Source organism: Pseudomonas paraglycinae, from assembly GCF_021601625.1.
Lineage (GTDB): Bacteria > Pseudomonadota > Gammaproteobacteria > Pseudomonadales > Pseudomonadaceae > Aquipseudomonas > Aquipseudomonas paraglycinae.
This window is the reverse complement of sequence record NZ_BQHR01000030.1, coordinates 25,015-37,190: the sequence shown is the minus strand read 5'-3', so window position 1 is coordinate 37,190 and position 12,176 is coordinate 25,015. Positions and strand designations below refer to the sequence as shown.

The 12,176-nt window shown below is 63.7% G+C and carries 11 protein-coding genes; 4 read left to right on the top strand and 7 right to left on the bottom strand.

Annotated elements, in window-relative coordinates:
- Positions 1-6: 6 nt before the first annotated feature.
- Positions 7-831 carry a LysR substrate-binding domain-containing protein gene (locus L6D82_RS27760; protein WP_236192073.1) on the bottom strand — a complete coding sequence of 275 codons (825 nt, stop codon included), beginning with the start codon at positions 829-831 and terminating at the stop codon, positions 7-9.
- A 109-nt stretch (positions 832-940) separates the two neighbouring features.
- Here L6D82_RS27760 and L6D82_RS27755 point away from each other — a divergent pair, with 109 nt between their 5' ends.
- From L6D82_RS27755 to L6D82_RS27745, 3 genes are all read left to right on the top strand, one after another.
- Positions 941-1,645, top strand: a complete 705-nt coding sequence (locus L6D82_RS27755) for a haloacid dehalogenase type II (protein WP_236192072.1) — start codon at positions 941-943, stop codon at positions 1,643-1,645.
- Between the two features lie 15 nt (positions 1,646-1,660).
- On the top strand, positions 1,661-2,434 hold the full coding sequence (locus L6D82_RS27750; protein ID WP_236192071.1) for an aldolase: 774 nt from the start codon (positions 1,661-1,663) through the stop codon (positions 2,432-2,434).
- A 187-nt stretch (positions 2,435-2,621) separates the two neighbouring features.
- Complete coding sequence (locus tag L6D82_RS27745; RefSeq protein ID WP_236192070.1) at positions 2,622-4,193, top strand: sensor domain-containing diguanylate cyclase; 1,572 nt, start codon at positions 2,622-2,624, stop codon at positions 4,191-4,193.
- Between the two features lie 61 nt (positions 4,194-4,254).
- On the opposite strand, the gene L6D82_RS27740 is transcribed toward L6D82_RS27745, so the two are convergent.
- The 4 genes from L6D82_RS27740 to L6D82_RS27725 form a co-directional block, all read right to left on the bottom strand.
- Positions 4,255-4,545 carry a hypothetical protein gene (locus tag L6D82_RS27740; protein ID WP_134023723.1) on the bottom strand — a complete coding sequence of 97 codons (291 nt, stop codon included), beginning with the start codon at positions 4,543-4,545 and terminating at the stop codon, positions 4,255-4,257.
- Positions 4,546-4,623: 78 nt separating this feature from the next.
- The gene (locus L6D82_RS27735; protein ID WP_134023725.1) at positions 4,624-7,053 is read right to left on the bottom strand and encodes a TonB-dependent receptor; all 2,430 of its coding nucleotides are present in this window, start codon (positions 7,051-7,053) and stop codon (positions 4,624-4,626) included.
- A gap of 99 nt (positions 7,054-7,152) precedes the next feature.
- Entirely contained in the window at positions 7,153-8,112 is a 960-nt protein-coding gene (locus L6D82_RS27730; protein WP_134023727.1) for a FecR domain-containing protein, read from the bottom strand.
- Positions 8,112-8,618 (bottom strand): sigma-70 family RNA polymerase sigma factor, encoded by a 507-nt coding sequence (locus tag L6D82_RS27725; RefSeq protein ID WP_236192069.1) that lies wholly within the window; start codon positions 8,616-8,618, stop codon positions 8,112-8,114. Before L6D82_RS27725 ends, L6D82_RS27730 begins: the two co-directional genes overlap by 1 nt.
- 240 nt (positions 8,619-8,858) lie before the next feature.
- Between L6D82_RS27725 and L6D82_RS27720 the strand changes: the two genes are divergently transcribed.
- Positions 8,859-9,299, top strand: a complete 441-nt coding sequence (locus tag L6D82_RS27720; RefSeq protein ID WP_085748563.1) for a carboxymuconolactone decarboxylase family protein — start codon at positions 8,859-8,861, stop codon at positions 9,297-9,299.
- A 4-nt stretch (positions 9,300-9,303) separates the two neighbouring features.
- Here the strand turns inward: L6D82_RS27720 and L6D82_RS27715 are convergent, their stop codons facing one another.
- Positions 9,304-10,896, bottom strand: a complete 1,593-nt coding sequence (locus L6D82_RS27715) for a DHA2 family efflux MFS transporter permease subunit (protein WP_236192068.1) — start codon at positions 10,894-10,896, stop codon at positions 9,304-9,306.
- Positions 10,893-12,014: an HlyD family secretion protein gene (locus tag L6D82_RS27710; RefSeq protein WP_236192067.1), complete on the bottom strand. Its 1,122-nt coding sequence runs from the start codon at positions 12,012-12,014 to the stop codon at positions 10,893-10,895. The genes L6D82_RS27715 and L6D82_RS27710 overlap by 4 nt, the downstream gene beginning before the upstream one ends.
- Positions 12,015-12,176 lie beyond the last annotated feature (162 nt).

Here is a 12,176-nt window from a genome sequence, read left to right as displayed (position 1 = left end):
GCAGCGTCAGATGTTGATAAGAGACGGACCCCGCTGCAATCCACTCAACACCCCTTCGCGGCTGACCAGCGCCAGCTCCGTCGGCGGCAATGGCGGCAAGTCCGTGCACACCCGATGCTCCGGCAACACCGCCGACGCCGGCAGCACCGAAACGCCGAGCCCTGAGGCCACCGCCGCTTGAATGCCGGTCAGACTGTGGCTGCCGAAGGCCACCCGCCAGGGGCGTTGCGCCACGTCGAGCAGGCGAATCGCCCGTTGCCGGTACAGGCAGCCTTGGGGAAACAGCGCCAGCGGCAACACGCCGCCGGAAGAATCGAACTCCACGCCTTTGACCCACACCAGTCTTTCCGGCCAGGTCGCCCAGGCGGGGCCGCTGTCGGGTTCGCGTTTGATCAGGGCGATGTCGATTTCGCCGCTGTCGAGGCGTTGGCGCAGGTCGAGGCTCATGCCGCTGACGGTTTCCAGTCGCGCTTGCGGGTGGCTGCGGGTGAAGCCGGCGAGGATCAGCGCCATGCGTCGGGCGTCGAAGTCTTCCGGCATGCCGATGCGCAGGATTTCCAGATCCAGGTCGCTGGCCAGGGCTTCGCTGGCCTCGGCCGACAAGGCCAGTAATCGACGGGCGTAGTGGATCAGCAGTTCGCCGTGCTCGGTGACGCTGACGTTCAACCCGGTGCGGTCGCGCAACAGCAGGGCGTGGCCGACCAGGTCTTCGAGTTTGCGTACCTGTTGGCTGACCGTGGATTGGGTGCGGTGGACGCGTTCGGCGGCGCGGGTGAAGCTGCCTTCATCGACCACGCAGACGAAGGTTTTCAGCAGTTCCAGATCCAGCATGGCGGCGGCCTCGATATTTGTTTGGCAACTGACGGTCGGCTATTTATTTAATTTCACACTATCACCCCGAGTTCATAAGCTGAAGCCCTCACTTGCAGAGGAATTCCCCATGACCTTGATCAACACACCGCGCCCGCAATGGCTGACATTCGATTGCTACGGCACCTTGATTCAATGGGACGAAGGCCTGCGCGCCGTGGCTGGGCGGATCCTGAGCGAGAAGGGCGAACACCGGGTCGACGCCGGGCGCCTGATCGAGGGTTATGACCGCCACGAACATCGCCTGGAACAGACGCCACCGCACCGCTCGTTTCGCGAACTCAGCACTCTCGGCCTGCAACTGGCCCTGGAAGAACTGGGCCTGGCGAGTGCCAGCGAAGACAGTCAGCGCCTGGCCGCCGCGATTCCGCAGATGCCGCCGTTTCCCGAAGTCGTCGAGACCCTCGCGCAGCTCAAGGCCAAGGGTTTCAAGCTGTGCATCGTCTCCAACACCGATGACGACATCATCGCCGGCAACGTCGCTCAACTCGGTGGCCACATCGACCGGGTGATCACCGCGCAACAGGCCGGTGCCTACAAACCGGCGCCGCGGCTGTTCGACTACGCTCATGAGCAATTGGGCGTCAGCCGCGATCAGGTGGTGCACATCTGCGCCAGCCCGATGCTTGATCACACGGCGGCCCGCGACATGCATTTTCGCTGCGTATGGATCGACCGTGGCACCGGTCGTCAGTTGCTGCCGGACTATCGGCCCGACGCGATCCTCAACACGCTGGACGAAGTGCTGCCGCTGTTCTCGTCCCTTGGCTGGTAATAGAGGAGTTTCGCCATGGCCCATACCCTGACCGGCAGCGCCCGAGCTGCGCGTTCCGGCTCGTTGAACCTCGACAGCGAAGCCATCATAACTGCTCGCCAAGAGCTGGCGGCGTGCTTTCAACTGGCGGCGCTGCACGCGCTGGAGGAGGGGATCTGCAATCACTTTTCGGCGATGTTGCCGGGACACGCTGACCTGTTTCTGGTCAATCCGTACGGCCATGCGTTTTCCGAAGTGACCGCGCACAACCTGCTGATCTGCGACTTCGCCGGCAACGTGGTGGACGGCGAGGGTCAGCCGGAAGCGACCGCTTTCTATATTCACGCGCGCCTGCACCAGCGGCTGCCCCGAGTGAAGGTCGCGTTCCATACCCACATGCCGAACGCGACGGCGTTGTGCCTGCTGGAGGGGCCACCGCTGTTATGGCTGAGTCAGACCGCGCTGAAGTTCTACGGGCGCACGGCAGTGGACGAGCATTACAACGGGCTGGCGCTGGATGAGCGCGAAGGCGACCGGATTGCCGGGGTGATGGGCGAGGCCGACATTCTGTTCCTGAAAAATCACGGGGTGATTGTCGCGGCGCCGACCATCGCCGAAGCCTGGGACGACCTGTATTACCTGGAACGTGCCGCGAGAGTGCAACTATTGGCAATGGCCACGCAACGGGTGTTGAAACCGGTACCGCACGCGGTTGCGCAACGGGCGTACGAGCAGATGCGCGAGGGCGATCCGGAAAGTGCGCGGGCGCATCTGCACAGTGCGATGCGGCGGTTGGCGAGCCTGGGGTAAAAGCGAGGAAAACGGGCAGGCAAAAATAATTCGCGCCGCAGGTCATCCAATTGCCCTGCGCGCCGATAGCAACTGGGTCGGGATCGTGGCGGGGGCACTTGGTTGCCCCACACAACCCGGTGGGCTACGCTCACGAAAACAAGGGTTTCGGGCTTTTGCCCCTGTCGTACCTGCCCAGGACACGCTTTTGCCTATCCCCATTCACGATCCGAACCAAGCCCCCGGCGGCACCCTCAAGCGTTTGCCCCTGCGCAAGGCGGCGGTGTTGTTCATAGTGGCTGTGTGTCTGAGCCTGTCCGGCCTGTTGTATTTGCAGATCGAACAGTCGCGGCGCCAGGATCTGGCCAACGCACAGGTGTCGTCGGCCAACCTGACCCGGGCCATGGCACAGCAGGCTGAAGACACTTTTCTGGCAGCGGATCTGGTGTTGACCAGCCTGGTCGACTGGGTTCAGGACGATGGTTATGGCGCGGCGCAGAAGCCACGTTTGCAGAAAACCCTCGCGCGGCGGGTGCAGCAACTCGAGCAGTTGCACGGCATGTTTCTGTTCGACCGCGAAGGGCAGTGGGTGATTACCTCATTCGCGGATCTGCCGCGCGGCAATGGCGTGGCGGATCGCGAGTACTTCAAGTTTCACCAGCAGAACGTGTCGGGTGTGGCGCACATCGGCCCGGCGATCCGCAGCCGCGAAAACGGCGAGTGGATCATCCCGATCTCGAAACGGGTCAACGACCGCGCCGGCAATTTCCAGGGCGTGTTGCTGGCCGGGATCAAGATGTCGTACTTCGACAAGTTCTTCAAAAGCTTCAGCCTGGACGACAACGGCACCATGTTCCTCGGCCTGACCGACGGCACCTTGCTCGCCCGGCGGCCGTTCGACGAGAGCCTGATCGGCACCTCGCTGGCCAAGGGCGAGATCTACCAGAAGTTGCTGCCCAATGCGTCCGCCGGCACCGCGATGATCGATTCGGTGGTCGACGGTGTGACGCGCCTTTATGGCTATCGGCAGCTGGAAAGCTACCCGTTGGTGGTCGCGGCGTCTTCGTCCCGGGACACGATCCTCCAGGGCTGGTATGACCGGGCGTTCCAGTCCAGCGTCATCGTGGCGCTGGTGATGCTCGGCGTGGGGCTGTTTGGCTGGGTGTTCATTCATCAGGTGCGCGATGGCGAGCGGATCGAGAAAAACCTGCGCAAGGCCCAGCGGACGCTGGAGCAGATCGCCACCCACGACAGCCTGACCGGGCTGGCCAACCGGCGTCTGTTCGAGCGCTCGCTGGAGGTGGAGTTTGCCCGGGGCGCGCGGCAGTCGAGCCCGGTGAGCCTGATCATGCTCGATATCGATTTCTTCAAAAGCTACAACGATGCCTACGGCCACGTGGCCGGCGACCATTGCCTGACGCAGGTCGCGCAGGTGGTGAAGAACTGCTGCCAGCGCAAGTCCGATCTGGCGGTGCGCTATGGCGGGGAAGAGTTCGCGGTGTTGCTGCCGGATACCGACATCAATGGCGCACTGGCGATTGCCGGGCAGATCCGCCGCAGCGTCATGGACAAACACATCACCCACAGCGGCTCGCCCACCGGTTATCTAACGGTGAGCCTGGGCTGCTACTCGTTTATTCCGCTGGGCAACGACAGCCCGGAGCTGTTCATCCAGCGCGCCGATGCGGCGCTGTATCAGGCCAAAAACGCCGGCCGCAATCGTGCGGCCGTGTTATCGATGGACGTCGGCTTCGGCGAATTGCTGCGCTCGGATCGCTGACAAGAAAACAATCGGGTTCAGACACAGGCCATGGCGTTTACCACGGCCTGCTCTTGTTCGTTCAGCCGCCAGTGCCACCGCCGGCACCGCCCGTGCCGCCACCGGCCGAACCGGTGCCACCTCCCGCGCCTGAGCCCGAACCGCTGGCGCCGCCGTTGGTGCCGGTGCCGCCCCCCGCGCCGCTGCCGCCGGACGGCGAGCCCGGCGTGTTATCGGGCGGCATTTGTGAGCTATTGGTGGAGCCGGATTTGGTGCCCGTGGCATCGGCGCCGTCGTTGGCGGCGAATGTCACGGCTGAGCCCGTGGCCAGCAGGCCGATCAACAACAGCGAGGTGAGTTTGCGCGTCATCATGGTCTGTCTCCGGAAAGGGGATCTACCTGATATTGGTCTGACGCGCCGAACCCTTGGTGCCGGCCGGATGACGAGCGGTCAGAAGTCCACGGTGGCCGAAACCTTCAGCGTACGCGGCGTGCCCTGGGTCAGGTAACCGCCGTTGGCCGAGGCCCAGTAAGCTTCGTTGGCGACGTTCTCCAGATTGGCCCGCAGGGTGATCTGCTTTTCATCCAGCTTGAAGGCATAACGCGAGCCCAGATCGAAGCGGTTCCACGCCGGAATGCTCTGGGTATTTGCCGCGTTGAGGTACTGGCCGCCGGTGCGCAACATCCGCGCGCTGAGGGCGGCACCTTCGAGGCCCGGAATGTCCCAGTCGGCGCCGAGGTTGAACTGGAAGCGCGGCACCCCGACGGCGCGGTTGCCGTCATTCACGCCGTTGCTGCTGCCTTCCAGTTCAGTCTTCATCACGGTTGCGCCGCTGAGCAGGCGCAGGCCGTCGAGCGGTTCGCCGTAGACGTTGAGTTCCACGCCTTTGTTGGTCTGCTGGCCGTCGACCCGGAAGATTCCGTCCTGGGTGTAGCTCGACGGTTGCTCGATGCGATAGACGCCGAGGTTGGCGCCGTAGCTGCCCATGTCCAGGCGCACGCCGGCCTCGATCTGCTTGCTGCGCACCGGGGCGAAGGTTTCGTCGCGGTTGATCGCCGTGGTCGGCGGCGTCGGGCCCTTGGCCAGGCCTTCGATGCGGTTGGCGTAGAACGACACGTGCTCCCACGGCTTGATCACCAGGCCGTAGACCGGGGTGGTGATCGACTCTTCATAGCTCGAAGTGCGGGCGCCGGTGGCGGTGCTCCAGCCGTCGACTTTCAGTGCCTGGCGACGCACGCCGAGGGTCAGCAGGATGCGGTCATCGACGAAGCCGAGGGTGTCGGAAATCGCCTCGCTGCGCAGGATGTTCTTGCCGGTGATACGCGGGTCGTTGATGTCGCTGGCGAACGAGGTGGGCGCCGGGCGCGGCTTGTCGGTGACGTTGTACAGGTTGGTGCTGTAGCGCCCGGCGGTGCCAATGGTTTCAAACGCCGAGCGCTGCTCGCCCCAGATCCCCGCCCAGCCGAGGTTCAACTGGTGCGTGACGGGGCCGGTGTCGAAGCGGCCGTTGAGCCCGGCCATGGCGCTTTGATTATCTTCGTCGTGGGGTGAATAGAGCATGCCGCCACGGGCGTTGCCGTTGAGGTCGGTGACGGTCAGCGACGAGTACACGCCGTTCTCGCGGGTGTGCTTGGCGCCGCCGGACACGTAGGCCGTCCAGTTGTCGTTCAGGTCGTATTCGGCGCGGACCATGCCGAAGGTGTCTTCGAGTTGCGAGTAGCTCCAGCTCTGGGCGTAGCTGGCATTGGCGTGCGGCACTTTGGGGGCTTTGGTCAGGCTCGAATCGACATAGATCACCGAGCGACCCTGGTTGATGACCTGCTTCTGGTAGCCGAAATCGGTCGAGACCCGCAGGCGATCGCCGCGATAGTCCAGGCCGACGCTGAACAGCGACGAGCGCTGATCTTCGTCATCGACCGCGGTGTCGCCTTCGCGCTGCATCAGGTTGACCCGCGCGCCGAAGCGGTTGTCCTCGCCAAAGCGCTGGCCCAGATCCAGATGCCCGCCGACCCGACCGTCGGCGCTGTAATCGAGAGTGACGCTGCGGGTCGGGGTGTCCATCGCGCGTTTGGGTTGCAGGTTGATCCCGCCACCGATGCCGCTGCCGCTCGGGGTCACGCCGTTGACGAACGCGTTCGGGCCCTTGAACAGTTCCACTCGATCCAGCGCTTCGACGGCGATGATCTGCCGGGGCAGCACGCCATAGAGGCCGTTATAGGAAATGTCGTCGGAGGCCAGCGGCAGGCCACGGATCATGAACATCTGCGAGAAGTTGCCGAAGCCGTTGGACTGGCGCACCGAGGCATCGTTGAGCAACACATCGCCGACGGTCTGGGCCTGTTGGTCGGCCATGGTCTTGGCGGTGTAGCTGGTGACGCTGAAGGGCAGGTCGTTGACCTCCTGGTTGCCGAGCATGCCGATCTGCGCGCGCCGCGCGACCTGTTCGCCGCCAAAGGTGTCGCCGCTGTCGTCGCGCAGGGCGCTGACGTTGGTGGCGCCCAGTTCCAGCGCGCCGTCCGCCGCGACTTTCGGGGCCACGGTGTAACCGTTGTGGCCGGTGCTGATCAGCTCGAAACCGCTGCCTTCCAGCAACCGCGCAAAACCGCTCTGCGCGGTGTAACTGCCTTGCAGGCCCGGGCTCTGACGATTGCCCAGTTGCGCCGGATCGAACGACAGCGGCACGCCGACGCTGACCGCAAATTGCGCCAGCACATGGCTGAGCAGGCCGGGGCCGATGTTGACGCTGCGGCTGGCGCTTTCACTGACGCTGTCGGCGGCTTGGGCGGCGCTCGGCAGCAGTGCGCTGAAGGCCAGGGCCAGGCTCAGGTTCAGGGCCTTGAGCGCAAACGTGGCGGGGCGGGGCGATGGCATTGCGGTCATTCGGTGTTCCTGTCGGGGGCGTGGAATTGAAAGGTCTATCCACTCACCGGACGAGACGCGAAAAGGTATCAGTGAATACGGAAAATATTTTCCGAGGGCTCAGACACGCGGTTCCACCGACAGCCAATAACGGGTCAGGCTGTTGATGTTCAGCGGCAACGTGTCGCTGAGCAGACGCAGGCTGGCGTCGGTGTCGCGCAGGGAAAACGCCCCGGACACGCGCATCGCCGCGACGTCCGGATGACAGCGCAGCACGCCCCGGCGATAGCGGCTCAGCTCTCCGAGCAATTCGTCCAGACGCATGTTGCTGGCCAGCAGCATGCCTTTGTCCCAGGCCAGGGAGGCGGTGTCGAAGGTTTCGGCGCTGTCGAAGCTGTTGAGTTTGAAGCGCTGACGCTCACCGGCCTGGAGAATCGCACTGTGCTTGAGCAGTTGCGGGGTGATCTGAACCTGGCCTTCAAGCACCGACACCTGACTGCGCGAACCCTCGGTGCGCACGCAGAATCGCGTGCCCAGCGCGCGGGCCACACCCTGCGGGGTTTCGACAATGAACGGACGGGCGCTGGCGTCTGCGGCGGTGTTGATCAGCACTTCGCCGTTGAGCAGCAGGACGCGACGCTCCACCGGGCTGAAAGCGATGTCCACGGCGCTGTCGGTGTTGAGCACCAGTTGGGTGCCGTCCGGCAATTGCAGGTTCTTCTGCTCGCCGACAGCGGTGCGCTGGTCGGCGGTCCATTGCTGCCACGGCACATGCTGCGAGGCGATGCCCAGCGGCCCGGCCATCAGCAGCAGGCCGAGGCGGGTAAGGGTCTGACGACGGCTCAGGCCTTCTTTGCGGGACGCGCGTTTCAAGGTCTGGATCGCGACGTTGGCCGGCACGCTGCGTAAATCCCCCAACAGCGCTTCGGCCCGTTGCCAGGCCATGGCGTGCTCGGCGCTGCGGCTGCGCCATTGGGCGATGGCCTGATGGTCGGACGGGGTGGCGGTGCCGGAATGCAGTTGCACCAGCCAGTCGGCGGCTTCGCCGAGAATCTGCGGGTTGATCATCGACGAACTCATCAGGCGACACTCAGGCAGGCAATGAACGCGGCACGCATGTGCCGTTTGACGGTGATCAGCGAAACATTCAGGCGCGTGGCGATCTGCGCGTAGGTCAGGCCTTCGATCTGCGACAGCAGGAAGGTCTCGTGGGTCTGTTCCGGCAGTTCGCGCAGCAGCGCTTCGATGCGCCACAGGGTTTCGAGAATCAGGTAGCGGGTTTCCGGCGACGGCACTTCGGCGGCGGGCAGGTGCGCGATGGTTTCCAGGTACGCGCGCTCCAGGTCCTGACGCCGCCAGCGATCGATCATCAGGCCTTTGGCGATGTGCGTCAGCAGCGCCCGGGGCTCGTTGCCCAGCGGCTTGATCACCTGCCGGGTGAGCAGGCGCAAAAAGGTATCGTGCGCCAGATCGGCCGCCTCGCAGCGGTTGCCCAACTTGCGCTGCAGCCAGCCCTGCAGCCACCCGTGGTGTTCGCTGTAGAGCGTCTGGACTTGCTGATTCAACGGCTGATCGAGGGACGACATGGAGGGCAGGTACTCGTTTCGGGCGTCCGTTGCCAGAGATGCAATCGAGAGTGCGATTAGGGTGCAATTAAGAATTGATCGCATTCTAGTGGCGCGCAACGAGTGATGGCAATTGTCCTTTCACACTTTCTTTTCTGACACCGACGCAGTGGCCTACCCATCTTCCGGGAGATTGGCTATTTGCCGGTCCGGGCGCCGGGACTAACGTAGCCCCACATTCACTTGCCCCGGAGATCCCCGATGAAACCTCGTATCGATTTCTACACCGCGTCCCCAGATGCCCTGAAAGCGATGATTGCCCTGGAAACCGCCGTCTCGAAACTGCCGCTGGAAAAGACACTGATCGAACTGGTCAAGCTGCGCGCTTCGCAGATCAACGGCTGCGCGTTCTGCATCGACATGCACACCGCCGACGCGATCAAGGGCGGCGAAACCCCGCGCCGGTTGTTCGCCGTGACCGCGTGGCGTGAAGCGCCGTTCTTCACCGAACGTGAACGCGCCGCGCTGCTGTGGACCGAATCCCTGACCCAGCTGAGCCTGACCCACGCCCCGGACGAAGATTACGAAGCCGTCGCTGCCCAGTTCTCGCCCAAAGAAATGGTCGACCTGACTGTGGCGATCAGCACCATCAACAGCTGGAACCGCTTGGCCGTCGGCTTTCGTAAAACCCCGCAAGCCTGATCGATCAATGTGCATCGGCACTCGGCGCGGCCGGTGGTTGCACCTTGCGCATCAAGGGCACCATCGCCGTGGCGATGCCGAAGCACACCATGATCATCAGGAACGTGTCGCCGTAGGTTTGCGTCTGCGCCTCACGGTAGGTCAGCAACCATAGCTGACGCAGGCTGGCGGTGAGGCCGACATCGCCGCTCTGACCCAGCGCGGCGAAGTTGCCGCCGACCTGGGCCAGCCACTGATTCACCGCTTCGTTGCTGCTGTTCAGATGCTCCGCCAACCGGGTGAAGTGCAGGTTGGTGCGGTCGTTGAGAATGGTCGCGCACGCCGCAATCCCGATTGCACCGCCCAGGTTTCGCATCAGGTTGAACAGGCCCGACGCATGCTTCAGGCGCGCGGGTGCCAAGCCCCCTAAAGTCAATGTCACCGCCGGCGGCACCGCCAGTTGCTGGGCAATACCGCGCAGGGCTTGCGGCAGCAGCAATTCTCCGGCGCCCCAGTCGTGGGTGATCGGGCTGAATTCCCACATCGACAACGCGAACAACGCCAGGCCCGCCATCATGATCCAGCGCAGATCGATGCGATTGGCGAGAAAGGCGTACAGCGGAATCGCCATGATCTGGAACACCCCGGTGGAAAAAACCGCCAGACCAATGTCCAGCGCGCCGTAGCCGCGAACCCGGCCGAGAAACAGCGGCGTCAGGTAAATCGTCGCGAACAGGCCGATCCCGGTGACGAAGGAAAAGAAGCAGCCAAGGGCGAAGTTGCGATCCTTGAGCGCGCGCAGATCGACGATCGGATTGGCCACGTGCAGCGTGCGGCCGATGAAGGCCAGCCCCGCGAGTCCACTGATCCACGCGGTGGTCAGGATGGTCTGGTCGCTGAACCAGTTCCAGCGCGGGCCTTCTTCGAGGGTGTATTCCAGGCAGCCGAGAAACAGCGCCAGAAACACCATGCTCAGATAGTCCGCGCCCTTGAGCAGCGACAACTCCGGCTGATCGATCTTGACCAGCATCGGCACCGCCACGGCGACGAAAATTCCCGGCACCAGATTGATGTAGAACAGCCAGTGCCAGGAGGAAATGTCGGTGATCCAGCCACCGATCACTGGGCCTAATGTTGGCGCCAGCGAAGCCACGGCGCCGATGGTGGCAGCGGCGATTACCCGCTGTTTGCCGGTGAAGAAAAAGAACGCGGTGGTGAACACCAGCGGAATCATCGACCCGCCGAGAAACCCTTGCAGCGCGCGAAAGGCGATCATGCTCTGGATGTTCCAGGCGATGCCGCAGAGCAGGCTGGCGAGGGTGAAGCCGACCGCCGAGGCGCAGAACAGCCAGCGCGTGGAAAACACCCGCGACAGCCAACCGGATAACGGAATCACGATGATCTCGGCGATCAGGTAACTGGTCTGCACCCACGCCGTTTCATCGGTGCCGGCGGACAACCCGCCGCCGATATCGCGCAGCGAGGCCGAGACGATCTGGATGTCCAGCAACGCGATGAACATGCCGATGCACATCGTGGCGAAGGCGAACACTTTGGTCGCCGTCGTCATGTCGGCGGCATTGGATGGCTGCGCGGCGGCGGTGAGGGCGGTGCTCATGGCGCGCTGGCCACGGCGTTGGTTTCAGGTTGGGCGCGGGTGTCGACTTCAGCCGTCACCGACAGGCCCGGACGCAGGTGGCCGAGCACGCCATCGGCCGGGTCGAGCAGAATCCGCACCGGCACGCGCTGGACGATTTTGGTGAAGTTGCCGGTGGCGTTTTCCGGCGGCAGCACACTGAACTGCGAACCGGTGGCCGGGGCGAGGCTGTCGAGGCGACCGTGGAATTCCTGGCCGGACAACACGTCAGCACGGATGCTCACGCGCTGGCCGGGTTTCATCCGCGCCAGTTGATCTTCCTTGAAATTGGCATCGACCCACAGACCACTGGCCGGCACCACCGACAACTGTTGCGAACCGGCCTGCGCATAGGCGCCGACCCGCGCGCGGCGGTTGCCGATCACGCCGTCGACCGGGGCGCGCAGTTCGGTGTAGCCGAGGTTGAGTTGCGCCAGATCCCGTTCGGCCCGGGCTTGCTGGAGGGCGGCGCGGGCCTGTTGTTTCTGGGTTTCGATCACGGTGAGCTGGCGCTGCGCGGCCAGCAGTTCGGCCTGGGCCTTGGCGCTCAAGGCTTGCGCGGTCTTGAAGGTGGCGTCGGCCCGTTGCGCGCTTTCTACCGAGACCGCGTTGGTGGTCACCAGACGTTTGTAGCGCGCGTTGTCATCCCGCGAACGAGCGGTTTCAGCGCTGGCGGCATCAATGCCGGCGCGGGCCTGACCGATCACCGCTTGCTGTAGTTGTTCGGTGGCGTCGAGGTTGGCCAGCAGCGCCTCTTCGGCGGCGACTGCGCCTTCGGCCTTGGCCAGATTGGCGCGGTAGTCGCGGGCGTCGAGGCGAATCAGCACGTCGCCGGCCTTCACCTTCTGGTTGTCGCTGACCAGCACTTCCTCGATGTAACCGGCGACTTTCGGCCCGATCACCGTGACGTCGCCGCCGATGTAGGCATCGTCGGTTTCCTCGAGAAACCGCCCCGTGCCCCACCAATGCGCGGCATACAGCCCGGCGAATACCAGCGCAGCCAGTCCCGCAGTCGGCAATAGCAGGCGTTTGAGCAGGGGCGGTTTGGGAGCGCTGACCGGAGCGGCGAGATCGGGTTCTACGGTGGGCATGCTGGTCATGGCGTAATACCTGAAGAAGCGGAATGGCTATTACGACCGTAATATGACGCGAGTAATATTTTGTGGCAATTGATTTTTTCCGCCGATCGTCAGATGAAGACTGTCGAAAGAAGAAGCTGACTATTTGTTTAAGAAATGTAAGCGCCGTAGGAAGCGTCTTGC